Consider the following 18,126-nt stretch of genomic DNA (forward strand, 5'->3'; position numbering starts at 1 on the left):
GAATTTACCATCAAATTTTCTTCATACTCATTTATTGGCTTGATATTAACATGGTAATACTGCCCTTTTTATCTATTCATAGAAGTTACATTTTGTCAAAAAAAATTAGATGCGTTTCCCCTGGACATGACGCATAGACATTTCCACTTCTGGATTTAGTTTATCTCCATCAGGAACTAACATAGCGGGACAATCTGATTGCTGTAAGTGCATTTTGATACTTGAACTAGGAATAGCTTTAGCAACTTCAATTAAATACTTGAGATTAAACTGAATATTCAACATCATTTCTGTTGGTAAATTAGCAACAATCACCTGATCACCTTTGCCAAATTCTCGTTCAATAGATAACCGTAACTGTTGTAAACTGCCATCAAACTGCAAATAAATTCCTTTCTCTTTCTTATCCGTTAACACAGATAACCGTTCCAGTGCTTTAACTAACGGTGCTTTTTCTAAAATTACTTCTTTCTCAAAGCTGAATTTAGTTAATAACTGCTCACAATCAGGATAAATTCCTTCCACAACTTGACAGCTAAGAACGACATCTTCCCAAGCAAAACCCAAGCGATTACTTTGGGCATCATACAGCAGATTAATAGATTTCACATCATCATTTAAGTTACGGGCTATTTCTCTCACTACACGACCAGGCAGAGTAAATTGCATAATTTCCTCAGATGGAACTTGTTGAGATTGAACTTCTTGACATGAAACTTGTTGACGAGGTTTTCTGCCAATTCCTTGAGTGGAAAGTTCAGTAATAGCAACCCGATGACCATCAGTACCAATAAACTTTAACTTCTCCTGTGCCAGTTGGAGATGAACTCCAGTCAAAATATATTTATTTTCATCAGTGCTGACCGCATAAAGTACACCTTTCAAACCATCTTTGAAAATTGTTGTTGCTAAAGACACAGGAGTAGCATCAATTATGTTATTAGGTGGAAATTCTTCAGCACTAATGCCTCTAATTTCATACTTACCATCGGCATCAGATAAGCATAGAGAGCAGATTTTTGTTTGCTTATCGTCATCACTAGATTGAGTAAATTGAGTTTGACTATTCAGAGAAATAGTCCCATTAGGGCAATGCTTGACTATCTCCAATAAAATTTGCACTGGTACAGTAATTTCACCCTTTAATAACACTTGGGCAGCAAAACTCGCCTGAATTGTTAATGCTATATCTGTGACAGTTAGATGTATCTGGGGTTCAGACGGGATATCTGCAAAATGGGACACATTGTAAAGTTTTGTGTGCTTAATTCTCAAAACTCTTAATTTACCGTTGTTTCAGCTTCCATCTGAACTTGATTGTTCAAAATGAAAACATCCCAAAAAAGGGTTATTTATGAGCAAGTTTGAGAAGCTGAACCGCGTAAAAAGTTGATTTTAGTGTGCAAAAGTTGAATGTTTCTTTACCATTTTCGGGCAAGTTAGTAAATCACTAAATTGGTTTCTGCAACATTTATTTACAACGTGTCCCATTTTACCCTTATCCCGGCTTGACCCCTAACTGAAAATTTATCAAGAATTTTGCCAATTTCATCATCTGTAACATTATTTGTTTTAGCGAACTGCTTGCAGCAGCGCTTCGCTATCGCCCAAAATCGTTTAACTTGTGGTTCAGTAATTACTTTGATTGGTTGGGAAGTTTTAGAAATTCCTCTCGCCCCGGCTTCTATTTGTTCATTTTCTTTGGCATAAGCATAGGCTCTATAATCTCCTTGTTTGTGCATCAGGGATACCGTCAATTTTTGATTATCGAGATAACGAGCTATCCCAAAAGCTTCCGCCGCATTTTTGAAAGCATCGGCTGTTGCTCGTTCAATTGGCGTTCCTCTAGCCATATCTTTGCCTTCTTTGGAAATTAATTCTATGGGCGCATTACCGGGGCATTGTCGAGATATTCCACAAATGGTAATTTTGCAACTGATATGACAGTGATCACCAATGTATGATGGTTCAGAGTACCAACATTCCCAACCTGGATATACTTCGTCTAATCGTTCTCTGATATCCTGCCACGTCACAAAAAACCACTTACCGCCTCCTGGCAACTTTCTTTCTTGATGTTGCTCAGGCTTGAATGGTTTTTTCAATTCAATCAAAATTTCTCTAAATTCCATAATTTTTTGCTACTATTTAAATAAGCAGGTATGTGAGTTTACCTTGGTCAGTAATTTACTACCTGCCCTCAATTAATGGCTGTGGGCTGCGGCCAAAATTATCAATCTGATTTATGCGTATTCAGGATCATAATCAGGTTCAAATTCCCATGACCATTCTTTTCCTCTATGCTCTCTCATAGCCTTCTCTCTACGTTCCATCCAACAATATTCGTATTGTCGTTGAGTTTCTGCGCCCAAATATTTCCACGCTGCAAATACGTGCTTATCTGGTATTTGTCCCATTGCTATTTCATGATTTAATAGTGCTTTAATTGCTTTGTCATCTTGTTCAAAAGCTTTGCTAATTCCGTTAAATGCGTGGCAAGTACAAGTAATTTCATAAGATTTTAAAGTAAGTTCGTAAAAATCACCTGTGTTACCTTTGGCGATTAATTCATTCCAATCTGATCCGGGTTCTAATTTAAGAGGATCAGCTTTAGTCCAACATCTTTTAACTAAAGTGTCTACATAGTCAATTTTACTAATAAATCTAGATATCCCCTTAATTTTTACAGTTTCACCACGCTTAGTAATTTTGTTGGGAATATGAAGATAAACCACATTTTTATAAACATCAATAGTAGCGTGATCAATTCCTACTTTGATATTTTCACTACTCCAGCCAAATTTTAGTAGTAATTCCTTGGTATTTTCTAAGCTGTAAATATGACGTAATGCGTAATCATCGCTATTATTTTCATGCAGCAATGATTTATGAAAATTAGAATAATTGTACTCAGTTCTGGTATGAGCTTTGGCGGAAAATTTTTGACTATTCATGATGTTTACCTTGGTCAAGTATTCTTTTATTATAGCGTGATATCATGCAATAGACAAGGGGTCTAACAAAACTTTACAATTATTTAGCGTGATACCATGCTATTTTAAAAGTAGGTACTTGAAGTAACTATTGTATAAAAAGTAAAAAAATGTCTAGAACTGGTGGAAACCCTGAGTTGAAAAAACATCAATTCACCTGTGAAGGTGAGCCTAATAACGCGCAACTTCGTTTATGGGTACAACCTTCTTTGTTAAAAAGACTTAATGAAACAAAAGGTGATAAAAGAAACCAATTCATTAGAGAAACTTTGATAAAAGCCTTAGAATCTGAAGCTGAAGCGGAAAATGAATAAAAAAAGGGGCATAAAGCCCCAAAAAACTAGAAAAGTGACAACTGCACAGATGCGGAAGGAACGGGGGAACACAACCACCAACCACCACCAACGGAAGACCACGAAAAACCAGACCACACCGGGGGACGCACACCAGCAGCCAGCCACACAACCACACGACGACCCAAACCCACAGCCAAAGCAGCCGAACCCCAAGACCCCGAACCGCAGCCAGAAAAGGAACGGCTAGGACGCACACCAGCAGGACAAGCGCCGGAGGGCAACACCAGCAACAAACCACAAGCGCCGGGAGCAACAGAACGAACACAAGCAGCCGACCGCAACGCCAGCGCACCTACCGCACCAGCACGAGCAAACCGGGGAGCAGCCGCAGAAAACACCAGCAGGGAACTAGAACCACTAAAAGCACCGCGCACAGACGCATCAACACCACGCGCACAACCTACAGAAACGCGACAAGAAGAAACCGGAGGGTACGCCAAAGCAGAAAGAAGCGCAGACAAAGCAGCAGGGGAAGGGGTGCGAGAACCAGAAAACCCAACAGAAGAAACACCGGAAAAAAGAGCAGAAAACATAACAACTAACTGAATAAATATAACTCTATTATAGCATGGTATCACGCTATAAACAAGAAAAAAACCACCACCAATACCACTAGAAAAACGATTCTTTTTTGATTACAATTTTTATTTCCTCGTAGGGACTGGGGGATTAGGGGATTAGGTTTTGGGGGATAACTCTAGGCAGTCGAAAGGGCTAGTAGGCTTGTAACCAGGCCAGCATTACGAGTAGTAGCCGGGTTGCCCCAGCTTCTTCTTGATTTGCTGTGTCTGGTTGCAAGGGCTGGCTCAGGGAAACTAGCTCTTTCGATTGCCTTTAGGTGGTGGGTGGGCTTGGTCTTTATTTCTTTATTTATTTATATTTTGTACACAGTAATTACAACAATACTTTTCTAATACTTAAACTCCATCTTTCTGTAGTAACTTTTTTGACACCATGAGAAATTTTATTATTAAATTCTATAATTTCACCATTACTTAATATTTCAATATTTCCACCATAATAAAATTCTATATTTCCACCTAACAAATTATTTTCACTAATATTAATTACAATTACTTTATTATCAAAAATTTCCCTATCAACATGATTTTTTAACTCACACCCAATATCATACTTATACAATAAAATACTATTCCAATCTTCACCACCCCACAAATCATTACATTTATTTCTTAATCCATTATTAATTTTTTCACCATCAAAAATACTACATTTAAAACCTAATTCCACACCCACACCAAACCACAAACACTTTCTCCCACTACTATTTATTTTATTATTCCATTTTTCACCTACTAAGCTACTTTCATAATTTCTAACAAAATTCCAAATCTTTATTTGATCCACAAAACCTTTTCTAATAAACATAACAACCAATTGAATAATTATAACTCTATTATAACATGATACCATGCTATATGTCCATTTTCCATATTTTCCATATTTTCCATATTTTCGATAACTTCCTGGATGATGCAAAATCCCCAAGAACTCTTTACTTAATCACTCTTTCTCCATATTTCCATATTTCCATATTTCCATATTTCCATATTTTTCATCTCTCAAGACCAACGTTTATTCCAGTAGATAAAGCATGATGATTTCTTCGGAGTGTTTTGATATCAAAGATATTAATTAAAACATTTGTATAGTCGAAAACCTCCATAATCGCATACTTGCATATTTATTAAGTTATTTATTCTTTTTTGACTTTCTATAATCCCAAGGCTTTTCATAACTACCACTCCATACACCTATTTTTTTAGATTTCGCTATCGCTTCCCCATTATCCATTGCCACCTGATTAGGGCAATTTTTGTACGTATCGTAGCTATAAGCCATGCCTTTAACTGTCATTTCTTCATTGATAAATTTCTCTGGATTTGTACCAGTTAAAAATATTTCTCCTATCTTTCTGTTATATCTATCTGTACCAATTACTGATATTTGTACAGTTTTTTGTACAGGAATAAGAGATTTTAGATAATCCCTTGATTCTGTTCCCAATGGTTGAGAAATTTCCGGGGCATCTATTCCGCACAGCCTGAAACTTTGTACATTTCCGTCTTTTATTGCTTTTATCGTATCCCCATCATGTACACTTTTGACTTGCCAAGATTCTGAGTTTGGCATGGTTGAAAGGCTTACGTTTCCTCGCGTGTACGCTGTTTTGTCGCTCCTCAAATAAAGAACAATTCCTGTACAAATAATGCTACTAGAAAGTACAGTAATTCCTAATTCAATAACTTTCATTAAATCAATTTACAACTCATTATTAATATAATATATTTGTTTTGTCTAATGTCTATAAAATAACTATGAATTTAATTAGCAGATTGTTTAGTTTCGCAATACCTGTGGTGAGCTTGACTGTCTCTTCTTTAGGAATTTCTTCAGTCAATGCAGTTCCCTTTGGAGCAGCAACCGTTTATAAAGTTACTCAAAGTGGGATAAGTTCTGTTTACTTGTCTGGAACAGCCAACAGTAAAATAGAAGTTGACTTAGGATTAACACCAAAAACTACTGCTAGGGTTGTTGGTTCATGCGGCGAGGTCAAAATAGCTGTTCCCACCAGTGGATCTTTTGCCGGGTTAAAGGTAGATAACGTTTTTATTGATACTGCTTCTTTGCCAATTCAAACTTTGCCAACTTGCATTTCAGGAGCTTTTTCAGAAGCAAGACCTGCAAATTTTAAAACTCCAAACGGTCAGGTCGTGGTGGTGGGTAAAACTGCTGGAAGTGCGGCAACAATTGCGCTTCCTAGTGATGTAACAAAAAATATTAACGTGAATTCCTGCGGATTTGGAAAAATTACCGCTACGGAAACATTACCACTAACTTCTTTTTCTATTGCCGGAACATCATATACTCTTGCCTCTTTACCAAATGCAGGACAGCCTCCTGTTTGCAAAGTTGCCGATGGAGTTTCAACAACTTATACTCCATCCTCCTGGCCTTAATTTTCAGTTTTCCGAGGGCTTACTTTAGCCCTCTTTAAATTTCTGCATTTTTAACACCTAATACTAACAGCTTTATTTCAAATAGCGATAGCGAAGCGCTCCGTAGGAATCGCCGCATTTTCCCCCAAGAACCATAAGTATTAGCCTTGACTTTATCAAGTTCCGATTGTTTAGCTAAATATCCCTCAGTATCGTTGTTCCCCCTAATGTAACGTAGCTCAAATACTTTAAATTGATCAATAGCCCTTGCTCCCACAACCTGGGCAATTTGAAAATCAGTTCTGCCCTCATCAAATTTCACCAATGCGATCGCTACTTTCTCTCTGATAGTATCTGCTAATTGGGCGCGGGCGCGTTGTAATTCAGCTACTTTAATTTGGAGATCAGAAATGGCGATAGCGAAGCGCTCCGTAGGAATCGCATTGCGATTAGCTTCTGTATTTGTCCCTTGAGAAGCTGTAAATAAGGGTACACCAATAACATTAATTAATCCGTTAATTAGTCCAGTTTTACCATTAAATATTCCCAATAAATTATCAATTAATCCGTTCCCCTCTTGAGGTTTACCAGCGGTGGGAGTCGGTCCGAGTAAATACTGCAAAGCTGGAGTTAATATAGAGAGTTTTACCGTTTTGGTATTTTTAGCCCTAGCTTCATCTATTTTGCTAGTTGCTTCTTGGATTCTGGTATCCAATTCTTTTAGTAATGGTGAATCTGTAACCGATTTATTTTGTAATTGTTCTAGACAGCTTGATGTAGTTTCCAAGCAGGGTAAACCACCCCGCATAATCCGCCACATATCATCATTAAATTGCTGAGTCAATAGCTTATCAATATCAGGTTTTGAGAAAGGGTTTTGATTCTTAGGGGAAATTTTATTATCTAAATCATTAGCTTTTTGTTCAGCTTCTTCAGGATCTAATGGTTCTGCTGGCTCTTCTGCGGTTTCCTCTGTCGAAGTCTCAACGTTATTATTTACAGGCGTTACAGGCTTTAGTGTCGGACTTGTCGGAGTTTTATTGACGGGCTTTGTCGTGGTTTGTGTCGGGGTTTGTCGGGGTTGGGTCGTTTGCGCTAATGTAGCTTCAATTCTTAGGGGAAATATTAGAAACAATAGTAATAGTAGTTTGGTATTTACCATCTTTACCCACCCAAGGTTTTACCTTCTTAATATACCCATTACGGGGACTTCTGACAATCGGAATATCAGCTAATTTATCCTCGATCGCACTTAATGAAATACCCAGTTGTGCAAGTTGATAATCGTTATTTCTGACAGCTTCTTCATACTGTAGTCGTGAGCGCTCGTAATCTTGTCTGGATTGGGTTTGGGACTGCGATCGCTTTGATTCTTCCACACTAGCTTGATACTCTTGAATCTGACGATTAACTCTAGCGGCTTCTAATTTAGATTTAGCAACCTGTAAATTTGATTCAGCCAAATTAACATTAGTCTGTAGTTGTTCTAATTCCTGAGTTTGGAGAATTGCAGAATTATCAAGTTTAGCTTGTTCTCTGTCAACTTCTGAACGAGCTTGTTCTAATTCAGATTGTAAGTTTTTTAGTTTTGATTGTTCATGTTGCAATATCTCTGACTGCATTTTCATGTCGTTCATGGCGACAATCATCTGCTCTTGTTCTTGGATCTTTTGGGAGGCGATCGCTAAACTAGCACCAGCCTTTTCAAATTCAGCACGGCGTTCTGGGTTGTCAGTTGTTAGCAGTTTGGAACGATTAGCTAGGATGACTTTAGACTGTTTTAGCTTGAGTTGGGATTGTGATATGGCTGCTAATTCTTCACTAAATGTAGAAGGTGGTAAGTTTCTTAGTAGTGGGGTAGGTGGTGGTGGTGTAGGGACTATCAGCGTTTTGGAGTTTAAATTCTCTATCTGTAATTTAATTGATTTTTTCTGGCGGTCTAATCGTTGTCTTTCTATGGAGTTGTCAGATATGACATCCCCGATTTTAATCTCATCATTTAACCGCACTTTCAAAAATGACGGGTTATCTACAGAAATACTCATTCTCAAGGGACGGTCTTTCTGTAGTGAATTATCTGGTAATTCTTCCTCTTCTGTCACAGTTTCTACTTTGGGTGCGGTTTCTGCAATAGCCGGGTTATCCTGTGGCTTGAGTTTTCCCACTAGAATAAGTAGTGAAGCGATCGCAATTGCAAAAAAGATATTTATTGCCAAATTATTATTTTTCATACAATTCACCAAAACTAAAACACCGTGAATCATCAATAATATAACATTTTATTTCTCACTATAATTAAAGAGCGATTCTTACGCTATAGAGGGTTTTGCGATTCCTTTGGAGCGCTTCGCTATCGCTATATAAAAATAGGTTATTTATATTATTATTCATATTAAAATGTCGTAAAATTGTAGTACCAGCACCAAAGGAGAATGTCGTAAATTCTCCTTTGGCTGTTTCACTGGTCAGTCCACTAAAGCAGAGTGAACATGATTAATATATCACTTTTCAAGTTTGGAACTAAGGCACTTGAGATAGTCATTATTGACAACGCTCCTTGGTTTAATGCTTCTCAAGTTGCCAAGGCTTTGGGATACACAAATCCATCAAAAGCAGTTCAGGATAGTGTTTCAGCTAAATATATTCGTGAATTAGATATGTGTAGACCTGGAAAGAAACCCTTGTTCATATCTCAAGAGGGAATAGAAATGCTTGTTTTAAACTCCATATTACCTAAAGCCAGGGAATTTGCAGCGTTGTTAGATATTAAAATAAAGACACTTAGAAGTGAGCAAAATTATATAGGTATTATATCATCAGCCCTACGTAAATTTAGTCCTGTCTATCAGTTTTTTATAAATGGCTACAGAATTGATTTGTATTTTCCCAAATACCTAATAGCTGTTGAGTGTGATGAATATGGACATAGGGATAGAGATAGCATAGCAGAGCAGTCTAGGCAAGATGCTATAACTAAAGCGTTAGGGTGTTCCTTTATTAGATTTAATCCTCATCAAAATGGTTTTAATATAGGTGAGGTAATAAATGATATTCTCTTGTTAATAGACACAAAATTGGTTTAATATCTTTGCCAGGTTTACTGCTTTAGATTTAGGAAGACCAGGTAAAAAACCAGTTTTTATCAATGAACCAGGATTATATCAACTGGTTATGAGATCCAATCTTCCATCTGCTGAGAAATTTCAAGATTGGGTTTTTGAGGAAGTTTTACCATCAATTCGCAAGACAGGTAGTTATGGTGCTAAGGAAAATCCTGAATTAGAAATGCGAATACAGCAGCTTGAAGAAAATCAACTGCAAAACTCTCAGCAGTTGCAACTTGAGTTTATGCCACCGGGTTGGGATTCAAAAGTTTGGGATTCATTACCACCACAGGATAAAAAGTATTTTAGATTCATGTACACTGAGCGACGATTTATTCCCGGTGATGATGGCATCAAAAAATTACCAATCAATTTAAGTGCAGAACAAAAATTGAAGCAACAATTGGAAGTGGAAAAATTTAGACTCGAATTGACAGAAGCAGAGAAGGAAGATTTAGCTCAAACCAAGAAAAAATTATTAAGGGATTATTTAGAGGGCTAAAAACTAATTGTAGCGATTTTTATGGAGCGCTTTGCGATTCCTACGGAGCGCTTCGCTATCGCTAAACCAATTCCCATATTTATTAATAGTTGATTACTATTTAACTTTTTCATAGTAGGGAATAATTTTAGTTTTCATACCATCTCCATCCATCCTGACTAATGCCTCTAAGGGTTGCAAAGAAGCAATCATAGTTTCAGAAAATCTAAATCTCTTTTTAACACTACTAATTTCAGTTTCATCCACAGCAAGAACCAGCTTCAGTGAAGAATTAGCCAAAACTTCTCCTGAAATGTGGGCATCACGTTGACTAGCGACAACTGCACATAATCCAAATTTACGAGCTTCTGCTGATATTCTGGCAAGTGTATCTGATGATTTAACTTCTTTGCATTCATCCAAGATGACGTAACAACGGGGTGTTTTATCTTTAATTTCACCTTGTAATTTATGAGAATCCAATAATTGTTTTAAAAGAGTTTCTGCGGCGATCGCTGATAATCCAGGTACTTTAGCTAATGCTGATAAGTCAAATCTAATTAACGGAAAGTTTAACGACGGCTGCGGCTTGCTAAATATGCCATATTTAAATGTAGCAGCCATTTTCAATAATAATTTTTCTGAATCTTTACAACCATCTTCTACACGGTTTTCTAATTCAGCTTCTAAATCAGCAAATGTGGGCGGTTGATTAGTCCATGTTGATTGTTTTTTCTGAAATATTCCCCTGTTTTCATAGCAACTTATAAAGCAGTTCAACAATAATCCCTGTTGGTTGTCGCCCATTTTTAAGGATTTTCTAAGAATTGATGAAATTCCGATTGACTGAAGATCCGGTCCACCACCTCTAGGATCTAAATCTAAAACCAGTGGATTTAAACCGTGTGGTGATTCTGCATCTAATCTATAACAAACTTCATTAGGTAATCCCAAATCCCCATGCAAGTCTATTAAAACAATTTTAATTTCTGGGAACAGTGACGGTAATTCATAAGCCATTGATTTTAAGGTTTGAGTCTTACCACTTCCAGAAGTCCCTAAAACCACTGCATGACCATTTCGTAAGTTAGCAGGATTCCAGTAGCATTTTTCCCCTAAGAATATGCCAGAGTGCGATCGCTCTTTCTCAATTACTTTATTCTGTGGTTTAAGTGTAGCCTGTGGTAGTGGTTTCATGATTAATTGGTTTTAAAGCTTGTGAATAGATTTAAAAGTTAAATAATTATAATTATATAGCGGTATGCACTTGAATGAGATACAGAATTTACCTAAGAAACCATACACCAAAAGACTTTCAACTCTGTTCCTTATTCCCAGTTAAGAGTTCCCTGGTTGACACACTACTAAGGCGACCTGTATCGCCTACGCTACTTGAGTTAAGAATTGTTTACAACTAGCAATACTTTGTTGTACAGTTGGTAGTATGCCGTATAGTTACGGAATTTAAGCTATGAGCAAACCGCAAATCGCCATCAGATTATCTCCATCTCTACTGCAAGAACTCAACAACTATGTTGAGCTAACTGGTACGTCGAAACCTGATGTAGTTGTGAGTGCGATTCCTACGGAGCGCTTCGCTATCGCTCAGTATCTTGGCTGTGCTGACAATGTACCCTTGAATCAGAGAGTGGGTGAGTTAGAAAAAAGACTTACGGAATTAGAATCTAAACTACAAATTACTTTAAGAGTATCTAATCTATGAAGATTGTAAAAAGCAGTAGCACAATTGGGGATCAGGAAATTGAAATTTACATCCAAGTTGATGATAAGTTTCAACCTCAAGATGAAGATATGTTATTTAGAGATGATTCAGGAAAAAAAATTCTTACGGCAACAAGTGACTTATTTGGGGAGGGTTTAAAATTAACCCGTAATTGTGCAGCTAAAGTTATAGAAAGTGTCAATGAAATGGGTGAGAATATTAAACCCAATGAATTTGAAATGAAACTAGGCATTAAGCTAGATTCTGAAGCAGGTGTACCCATGTTGGCAAAAGCAGGTGCAGAGGTACAAATGGAAGTAACTATGAAATGGAAATTAAAAGAGGATTCATCTTCACAACCTCAATTAAATTTAACTCCCCCAGTACAATGAATGAAATTTCAGAACAAGAACAAGAAAAACCAAAAATAAAAATACTACCCTACTCCTTGCTTGTCGGTCAGGAAAAATTAAAACTAGCATTAGAATTAGCTTATATTGCCCCTCGTATTGGAGGGGTATTACTAAGTGGACAACGAGGAACAGGTAAGTCCACTGCTGTCAGAGCATTTTCGCTGATGATGGAACAGAAACTTCCTGCCACCTTACCTATTAATGCTACAGAAGATCGTATATTGGGTGGTTGGAAAATTGATAAATTGATGAAGAGTGAGGCCGAATGGCAACATGGGTTACTTGAAGAAGCAAAGGATAAATTACTTTATATTGACGAAGTGAATCTTCTTGATGATCATATTGTAAATATTATTCTGGATGTTACTTCTACCGGAGTTTTAGTAGTACAGCGAGATGGTAAACCGATAGAAAAGGCAGTATCCTTTACTTTAGTTAGTACTATGAATCCTGAAGAGGGTGGCTTGCGTCCTCAATTATTAGATAGGTTTGGGTTGATGGTAGATGTAACAGCCCAAACGGGGAAAAAAGAACGGATTGAGATTTTACAAACTGTGATGAATTGGGATAAAGCACTATTTGATCAATCTGAAAATGATTCTTCTGAATATATTAACAACGCTGATCAAAAAAATAAGCAATATAAAGAAATTTTGGACCAAGCAAAAAACAAATTTCGTAGTATAGAAATATCGAATGATATGATTGAATATTGTGTAAAGTTGACAGAAGCCTTTAAAGCAGAAGGAAATCGGGGAGATTATATCATTGCCCTAACCTCTTGTGCCTATGCTGCCTTGGAAAAGGCTAAACAGGATGCTAACAAAAATAGTGCTAAAAAGAATGCCAAAAATATTGATAAACAAGTAACTGCCGAACATATTCAAGCTGTCACTCAATTAGTGTTGCAACATCGTCGTCCTGAATTTCTCCAAAGTAGTCAACTTCCTTGGACTCAGGATGATGATAACAAAGTTAAGGAAATTCTGAAACTTAACACCGATGCAAAATGAACTTAAACCCATCTTTAAAAGTTGAAATTCCAAATCTTTTAATGAAATCACTTTGCTGTGTGGCACTTAATCGAGGATTGCGGAGTATTTTGCTGTTTGATATTTCTCCTGTGGATTTACAGCAGATTACAGGGGTTTTAATTTCTTTACTCAAAGCAGTTACAGAATGTGGAATTGTACCAATTAAATTGGGAACATTTGAATCAGAGGATGATTTGTGGGGACAAATAGGGTTATGGGGTGAATTAGAAAACCAAGCTTTTAAATGGCAATCTGGGTTACTGGGTAAGACAGAAAATGATCAGGAAATTCGATTAGTAATTATCCCTGATTTAACAAAGTTAAGTTTAGCAGCAATGAGAGCTTGTGTTGTACTCATGGGAGCAGATGTTGTACATTTAGAGCGTCATGGACAAAATCTATATTGGCAACCCAATCTTTGCTGGTTAGTGGGTTGTTCAAGTCAGCCAGAAGAAATAGGTAAGATTTCTCCTCATTTATTAGATAGGTTTGCAATCCGTCTTAATGGAAAAATTAATAACAATACAGATAGGGTAAGTCAAATTAAACAATTATTAAATGATGAAAGATTAGAACAAAAGTTATTGTTTCAGGAAAGGGAAATTGAACCGGAATTGCAACAATGGTTAAAACAGGTTAGCATTTCACAACCAAAGATGACACTAAAGGCTTTAGAGAAGATTTTAGACTATACTTCTACCTCAACAGTGTATCATCGTCGAGAACTGGCTTTAGCTCGGGTTTCTAGCACTTTGGCTCAATTAGAGGCAGAAAAGCAAGTAACAGTTGCTCATGTGGATAGAGTAGCGAAAATGATTGGGTTAAAATTAGAGCAAGAGATAAATAATCCCAATAACCAAAATATAAATATCATACCGATACCAGGAATTGACTCACTTGAAAATGAACTCAAGCCTGAACCCAGTTTAGAATTAAAGGATAAATTAAAACCAAACTTAGGTGATAATGATCCAAAAAAAGAGAATGAATTAACTATTTATCAAGGAGATAAACCTCAATCTTTTCCAGATATATCTTTACCAAATATTGAGCCTTTAGAGAATCCTTATATAGAGGATATTGCACCTTTGGAAAGAGAAATGGCTTCTCTAAAATTTCCTACTCGTCGGTTTAAATCAAAAGCGATCGCTCGTGGCACAATTATTGGAGTGGAAAAAAGTAGCACGGTACAAGATTTAGCCATTGTCAGAACATTATTAGAAGCAGCTAAATTTCAGAATATTCGTCAAAATAATCATCTTAATAGTCATCGAAAACTAAAAATATCACCTACAGATATATATCGTCATCGTCGTGCGCCTGTTGCTGAACAGATGTTAATGGTGCTACTAGATTATACTTGTTTAGAATCTTGCCAATGGGAAGAACAATTATTTCCCTATATCAGTTGGGCTTATACACAAAGAGCAAGTATTGGTATCATGCAAGTGGGTATTGCTACTGATTCAACAATATTAAAAGAGGAAGAATTAAAACTTAGCATTAATTTTGAGGAATTACGAGCTAAAAAAATATCTGCTCAAAATGTTCTTGTTCCTTCTATTAATATCGCTCTTGATTTAGAAAAAACTAAAAAAGGTAAAGCAACACCCTTAGCACATGGCTTTGATTTAACCCTACAAACTCTTCGTCATGCTCTACAACATGGCAGAAATACCATCCAAAAAGCGGTTTTAGTTGTGATTAGTGATGGACGAGGAAATGTTCCTTTAGAAGCAAGTCATTTAGGAGAAATCAAACCACCTGTGGGACGAAAAGGATTTGAAGATGCTTTAGAAATTGCTCAAAAAATTGGCAATTTAGACAATGTAGAAGTGGTATTTCTCAATCCCCAATCAAAGCAATATCCTGATTTACCATTATCATTAGCAAAAGAATTAAGGGCAAAAGTTGTTGCTATTCCACCCTTGGAAACTTGGGAGGTGGTAGAATGGGAATAAATCCAATTCAACAACTAAAAAATAAACTAAGTTCTGTTAATTATCAACTGCAATATCAAGCAGAATTAGCAGATAAATTATTAGAAAATAATAATAATTCAGAAATTGATGAAATAGAGAGATTAAGCAAGGAAAATAATAAATATTTTCAAACTAATTTGAATATTCAAATAAACCAAAAGCTTCAAAACAAAATTGTTACTTTAGAAGTAGAATGTCTAGATGGAGAAAAAATAATTATTCGCTGTCGTAATGGATTTCTTAATATAGATCAACAACTCGATACTCAAGAAATTCAAGCACCTCAAGTATCCTTTGACAAAATGATTAACGATAAAAACCCCTATCAAATTATTGCAACAATGCGATGTTTATCTCAGGAAAATCATCAAATTAAAAAACTTAGAAGTTGGCTAATAAAATTACAAGAAAAACTAAAAAATGAGTCTGAATCTCAAATATCTTATCTAATTATTAATGACCGAACAAGCTTTGAAATTCCTTGGGAAATGTTAGAATTAACAAAAAATAATTATTTAGGTGCTTCAATAGTCACAGTACGATGGCAAGATATGACGAATCCCGATGATTTAGATGATGTTAATAGTTTAATTAATTTAAAAATTGAAGAAAATAATTGTTATGGAAACATGGTAGCTTATCTAAATACTAAGGATTTACCTAGTGTTAAAGAAGAACAGAAACATATTGAAAAAATCAAGCCTATTTTTCAGAACGATATTTACAGCCTTTTCAATTTTCTAGATACTTGCAAATCAGATATTAGTTTAATTTTCATTGCGAGTCATGGTTTTTTTGGAGATGATTTATCAAAAAATAAGTTAGGAGAAGAAGATATTAAAAAACAAATATCATTAATAGAACTATATGAGTATGATTTTGATTTTTTGACAAAAAATCCTAGTCTTGTGTTTATGAATACTTGCCATTCTGGAAGGTTACAGCAAGATGATTCTTTATATATTGTTGATCATAATTCTGAAACTGGGAAATATTATCCTATGGGATTTTCAACCTTTTTCTTAAAAAAAGGAGCAGCAGGAGTAATAGGAACACTATGTAAAGTTGCAGATAAATATGCAGCTATAGTTTCCCGCAATTTTTTTGAAGAATATAAAGAAAATCCCCATCTTTCTGTAGCTACAATTTTAAAAAATCTTAGACTAAAAGCAATTCAAAAATATCAATCTGAAAAAAATCAATCTGAAAAAAATGATGATAATAAATTATCACTGATTTTTACCTTTATGTATATCTATTATGGCAACCCTATGACCACACTTAACATTATCCCCCATGAGGAAAATTAAATGACTGATACTCAACAATTACCCATATCAATTCAACCCACAATTAGCTATCCTCAGCAAGCAGAAGTAGGTAAAACCTATTTAATGACAATTGATTTAATACAAACAGGTAATTGTGAGGAGTGGAATTATGAAGAAGAGGAATATCCCATTTATTTTAGAGTAGATACTACTCCATTATTTAAGAATAAACCTATAGGTGAACCGGCAGTTGTTCTACATCGTTTTGGTGGAACTTATGGTGCTGTAAAGTTTTTATTAACTGCCGCAGATAAGGAAATGAAAGGTGAGATTAGAGTAACTTTAGTCAGTGCTTGGGGTGTACCCCTGAAAATGTTGCGTTTGCGGGATATATCTATTAGTACAGAAGATGTATCTGTTACTAAAGAAAAGGTTGGTACTATTTACGCAAAAGAAGCTGTTTATCCTCCTCCATTACAGCAATGTAAATTTAAAGTTAAAACCATCATTCTGATAGATGATTCTATCAACCCACAAACCTTTTATTTTCAAGTAGCCTTTATAGAAATTAATCAATCTACCACATTAATAAATAATAGTGATAATATCTTAGAAGACAGTGAGGAAATTAATCAATCTCCTACATCAGCAAATAACAGTAATAATATTCTAGAACTTATTTACGAAGCAGTATTTAAGCACACAGGAAAGCACTTAGGATATCTTGAACAGCAAGTATTAAACGGTGCATTAAAAAATTTAACCTATAAACAAATTCATGAGCAAATTAAAGAATCAGCAAATTACCCAGAATCAGAGCAGCAACTTAGCAATAGTATTGCTAAACCATTGTGGAAAGTCTTAACAGAAATAATTGGTGAGAAAGTCACCAAATCAAATGTTAAATCTCTCATTAATAAATGGTCTGCTAGTTCCCATCTAACTATTGACCGTTATTCTCAACAAGCCACAGGTTTTATTCAAGACTTAGCTAACGACACTCAACTAGAAATGATGTTAATTCCCGGTGACACTTTTATCATGGGTTCTCCACCAGAAGAATTGGAACACCAAGAAGATGAAAGTCCCCAACATTCTGTCACAGTCCAACCCTTCTTTATGGGTAAATATCAAGTCACCCAAGCACAATGGCGATTTGTTGCTCAGTTACCCCAAGTGAACAAAGAACTAGACCCAGAACCATCTAACTTTAAAGGTGATGGTTCGACTTCGCTCACCAACAATCGTCCCGTTGAGCAAGTTTCTTGGAAAGATGCAGTTGAGTTTTGCGATCGCCTTTCACAATATACAGGTAGAACCTACCGCCTCCCCAGTGAAGCTGAATGGGAATATGCCTGTCGAGCAGGAACTAAAACACCATTCCACTTTGGAGAGACGATTACAACCGATTTGGCTAACTATAATGGTGAATCCACGTATGGCGATGGAGTTGAAGGAGTTAATAGAGGAGAAACAACAGAAGTAGGGAGTTTTGGAGTAGCCAATAATTTTGGACTATACGATATGCACGGTAACGTATATGAATGGTGTTTGGATGACTGGCATGATAATTATAAAGATGCGCCCACAGATGGCAGTGCATGGTTTAGTAGTGATGATAAGCTAAGTGACAAATCAGGACGCGCTGTACTGCGGGGCGGGTCTTGGTTCGACGATCCTCTCATCTGCCGTTCCGCGTCTCGCGACAGCAACTTCCGCGACAACCGCAACGACGCTATTGGTTTTCGTGTTGTCTGCGTTGTTGGGAGAACTTTCCGGTAGCCCTTTATACTTTTCCTCTTTTGCCCT

General features: G+C 36.2%; 19 protein-coding genes. 10 read left to right on the forward strand and 9 right to left on the reverse strand.

The features are described from left to right. Positions 1–105 precede the first annotated feature (105 nt). The 3 genes from dnaN to FJR09_RS22325 form a co-directional block, all read right to left on the reverse strand. Positions 106–1,275: a DNA polymerase III subunit beta gene (gene dnaN / locus FJR09_RS22315; protein WP_254433189.1), complete on the reverse strand. Its 1,170-nt coding sequence runs from the start codon at positions 1,273–1,275 to the stop codon at positions 106–108. Positions 1,276–1,475: 200 nt separating this feature from the next. Next, positions 1,476–2,132, reverse strand: coding sequence for a Rad52/Rad22 family DNA repair protein (locus FJR09_RS22320; RefSeq protein WP_174782858.1), 657 nt, complete (start codon positions 2,130–2,132; stop codon positions 1,476–1,478). Positions 2,133–2,243: 111 nt separating this feature from the next. Continuing rightward, positions 2,244–2,954: a hypothetical protein gene (locus FJR09_RS22325; protein ID WP_168652438.1), complete on the reverse strand. Its 711-nt coding sequence runs from the start codon at positions 2,952–2,954 to the stop codon at positions 2,244–2,246. A gap of 149 nt (positions 2,955–3,103) precedes the next feature. Here FJR09_RS22325 and FJR09_RS22330 point away from each other — a divergent pair, with 149 nt between their 5' ends. Next, a complete protein-coding gene (locus FJR09_RS22330) occupies positions 3,104–3,307 on the forward strand; it encodes a hypothetical protein (protein WP_168652439.1) in 204 nt (67 codons plus the stop codon). 26 nt (positions 3,308–3,333) lie between these two features. Here the strand turns inward: FJR09_RS22330 and FJR09_RS22335 are convergent, their stop codons facing one another. From FJR09_RS22335 to FJR09_RS22345, 3 genes are all read right to left on the reverse strand, one after another. Continuing rightward, complete coding sequence (locus tag FJR09_RS22335) at positions 3,334–3,882, reverse strand: hypothetical protein (protein WP_168652440.1); 549 nt, start codon at positions 3,880–3,882, stop codon at positions 3,334–3,336. A 361-nt stretch (positions 3,883–4,243) separates the two neighbouring features. Next, entirely contained in the window at positions 4,244–4,858 is a 615-nt protein-coding gene (locus FJR09_RS22340) for a hypothetical protein (protein WP_254433190.1), read from the reverse strand. A 204-nt stretch (positions 4,859–5,062) separates the two neighbouring features. Then, positions 5,063–5,623: a thermonuclease family protein gene (locus tag FJR09_RS22345; RefSeq protein ID WP_168652441.1), complete on the reverse strand. Its 561-nt coding sequence runs from the start codon at positions 5,621–5,623 to the stop codon at positions 5,063–5,065. A 65-nt stretch (positions 5,624–5,688) separates the two neighbouring features. Here FJR09_RS22345 and FJR09_RS22350 point away from each other — a divergent pair, with 65 nt between their 5' ends. After that, entirely contained in the window at positions 5,689–6,330 is a 642-nt protein-coding gene (locus FJR09_RS22350) for a hypothetical protein (protein ID WP_168652442.1), read from the forward strand. A 34-nt stretch (positions 6,331–6,364) separates the two neighbouring features. Here the strand turns inward: FJR09_RS22350 and FJR09_RS22355 are convergent, their stop codons facing one another. Together FJR09_RS22355 and FJR09_RS22360 are read right to left on the reverse strand one after the other, a co-directional pair. Next, a complete protein-coding gene (locus tag FJR09_RS22355; RefSeq protein WP_254433191.1) occupies positions 6,365–7,444 on the reverse strand; it encodes a hypothetical protein in 1,080 nt (359 codons plus the stop codon). Then, complete coding sequence (locus FJR09_RS22360; RefSeq protein WP_174782859.1) at positions 7,416–8,540, reverse strand: hypothetical protein; 1,125 nt, start codon at positions 8,538–8,540, stop codon at positions 7,416–7,418. Before FJR09_RS22360 ends, FJR09_RS22355 begins: the two co-directional genes overlap by 29 nt. A 258-nt stretch (positions 8,541–8,798) precedes the next feature. Between FJR09_RS22360 and FJR09_RS22365 the strand changes: the two genes are divergently transcribed. Together FJR09_RS22365 and FJR09_RS22370 are read left to right on the forward strand one after the other, a co-directional pair. Next, on the forward strand, positions 8,799–9,392 hold the full coding sequence (locus FJR09_RS22365) for a BRO family protein (RefSeq protein WP_168652444.1): 594 nt from the start codon (positions 8,799–8,801) through the stop codon (positions 9,390–9,392). 1 nt (position 9,393) lies between these two features. Further along, positions 9,394–9,915 (forward strand): Bro-N domain-containing protein, encoded by a 522-nt coding sequence (locus FJR09_RS22370; RefSeq protein ID WP_371416364.1) that lies wholly within the window; start codon positions 9,394–9,396, stop codon positions 9,913–9,915. A gap of 96 nt (positions 9,916–10,011) precedes the next feature. On the opposite strand, the gene FJR09_RS22375 is transcribed toward FJR09_RS22370, so the two are convergent. Continuing rightward, positions 10,012–11,091, reverse strand: coding sequence for an ATP-binding protein (locus FJR09_RS22375; RefSeq protein ID WP_168652446.1), 1,080 nt, complete (start codon positions 11,089–11,091; stop codon positions 10,012–10,014). Between the two features lie 274 nt (positions 11,092–11,365). Here FJR09_RS22375 and FJR09_RS22380 point away from each other — a divergent pair, with 274 nt between their 5' ends. From FJR09_RS22380 to FJR09_RS22405, 6 genes are read left to right on the forward strand one after another with little or no spacing between them, the layout of a single operon-like run. After that, positions 11,366–11,617 carry a DNA-binding domain-containing protein gene (locus FJR09_RS22380; RefSeq protein WP_168652447.1) on the forward strand — a complete coding sequence of 84 codons (252 nt, stop codon included), beginning with the start codon at positions 11,366–11,368 and terminating at the stop codon, positions 11,615–11,617. After that, positions 11,614–12,009: a CU044_2847 family protein gene (locus tag FJR09_RS22385; protein ID WP_168652448.1), complete on the forward strand. Its 396-nt coding sequence runs from the start codon at positions 11,614–11,616 to the stop codon at positions 12,007–12,009. Before FJR09_RS22380 ends, FJR09_RS22385 begins: the two co-directional genes overlap by 4 nt. Beyond that, positions 12,006–13,043, forward strand: a complete 1,038-nt coding sequence (locus FJR09_RS22390) for an AAA family ATPase (RefSeq protein WP_168652449.1) — start codon at positions 12,006–12,008, stop codon at positions 13,041–13,043. Before FJR09_RS22385 ends, FJR09_RS22390 begins: the two co-directional genes overlap by 4 nt. Beyond that, entirely contained in the window at positions 13,040–15,025 is a 1,986-nt protein-coding gene (locus FJR09_RS22395) for a hypothetical protein (protein WP_168652450.1), read from the forward strand. Before FJR09_RS22390 ends, FJR09_RS22395 begins: the two co-directional genes overlap by 4 nt. Beyond that, complete coding sequence (locus FJR09_RS22400) at positions 15,016–16,356, forward strand: CHAT domain-containing protein (RefSeq protein WP_168652451.1); 1,341 nt, start codon at positions 15,016–15,018, stop codon at positions 16,354–16,356. The genes FJR09_RS22395 and FJR09_RS22400 overlap by 10 nt, the downstream gene beginning before the upstream one ends. Further along, complete coding sequence (locus FJR09_RS22405; protein WP_254433192.1) at positions 16,357–18,099, forward strand: formylglycine-generating enzyme family protein; 1,743 nt, start codon at positions 16,357–16,359, stop codon at positions 18,097–18,099. The last annotated feature ends 27 nt before the right edge of the window (positions 18,100–18,126 follow it).

Source organism: Dolichospermum sp. UHCC 0406 (assembly GCF_009712025.1).
GTDB classification, from domain to species: domain Bacteria; phylum Cyanobacteriota; class Cyanobacteriia; order Cyanobacteriales; family Nostocaceae; genus Dolichospermum; species Dolichospermum lemmermannii.

What these genes read in the sequence shown, in the direction of transcription:
- FJR09_RS22350 (WP_168652442.1), top strand. Translation starts at nt 5,689, where the DNA reads ATGAATTTAATTAGCAGATTGTTTAGTTTCGCAATACCTGTGGTGAGC.
- FJR09_RS22385 (WP_168652448.1), top strand. Translation starts at nt 11,614, where the DNA reads ATGAAGATTGTAAAAAGCAGTAGCACAATTGGGGATCAGGAAATTGAA.
- FJR09_RS22390 (WP_168652449.1), top strand. Translation starts at nt 12,006, where the DNA reads ATGAATGAAATTTCAGAACAAGAACAAGAAAAACCAAAAATAAAAATA.
- FJR09_RS22375 (WP_168652446.1), bottom strand. Translation starts at nt 11,091, where the DNA reads ATGAAACCACTACCACAGGCTACACTTAAACCACAGAATAAAGTAATT.
- FJR09_RS22320 (WP_174782858.1), bottom strand. Translation starts at nt 2,132, where the DNA reads ATGGAATTTAGAGAAATTTTGATTGAATTGAAAAAACCATTCAAGCCT.
- FJR09_RS22330 (WP_168652439.1), top strand. Translation starts at nt 3,104, where the DNA reads ATGTCTAGAACTGGTGGAAACCCTGAGTTGAAAAAACATCAATTCACC.
- FJR09_RS22405 (WP_254433192.1), top strand. Translation starts at nt 16,357, where the DNA reads ATGACTGATACTCAACAATTACCCATATCAATTCAACCCACAATTAGC.
- FJR09_RS22400 (WP_168652451.1), top strand. Translation starts at nt 15,016, where the DNA reads ATGGGAATAAATCCAATTCAACAACTAAAAAATAAACTAAGTTCTGTT.
- FJR09_RS22325 (WP_168652438.1), bottom strand. Translation starts at nt 2,954, where the DNA reads ATGAATAGTCAAAAATTTTCCGCCAAAGCTCATACCAGAACTGAGTAC.
- FJR09_RS22360 (WP_174782859.1), bottom strand. Translation starts at nt 8,540, where the DNA reads ATGAAAAATAATAATTTGGCAATAAATATCTTTTTTGCAATTGCGATC.
- FJR09_RS22365 (WP_168652444.1), top strand. Translation starts at nt 8,799, where the DNA reads ATGATTAATATATCACTTTTCAAGTTTGGAACTAAGGCACTTGAGATA.
- FJR09_RS22380 (WP_168652447.1), top strand. Translation starts at nt 11,366, where the DNA reads ATGAGCAAACCGCAAATCGCCATCAGATTATCTCCATCTCTACTGCAA.
- FJR09_RS22395 (WP_168652450.1), top strand. Translation starts at nt 13,040, where the DNA reads ATGAACTTAAACCCATCTTTAAAAGTTGAAATTCCAAATCTTTTAATG.
- FJR09_RS22345 (WP_168652441.1), bottom strand. Translation starts at nt 5,623, where the DNA reads ATGAAAGTTATTGAATTAGGAATTACTGTACTTTCTAGTAGCATTATT.
- FJR09_RS22335 (WP_168652440.1), bottom strand. Translation starts at nt 3,882, where the DNA reads ATGTTTTCTGCTCTTTTTTCCGGTGTTTCTTCTGTTGGGTTTTCTGGT.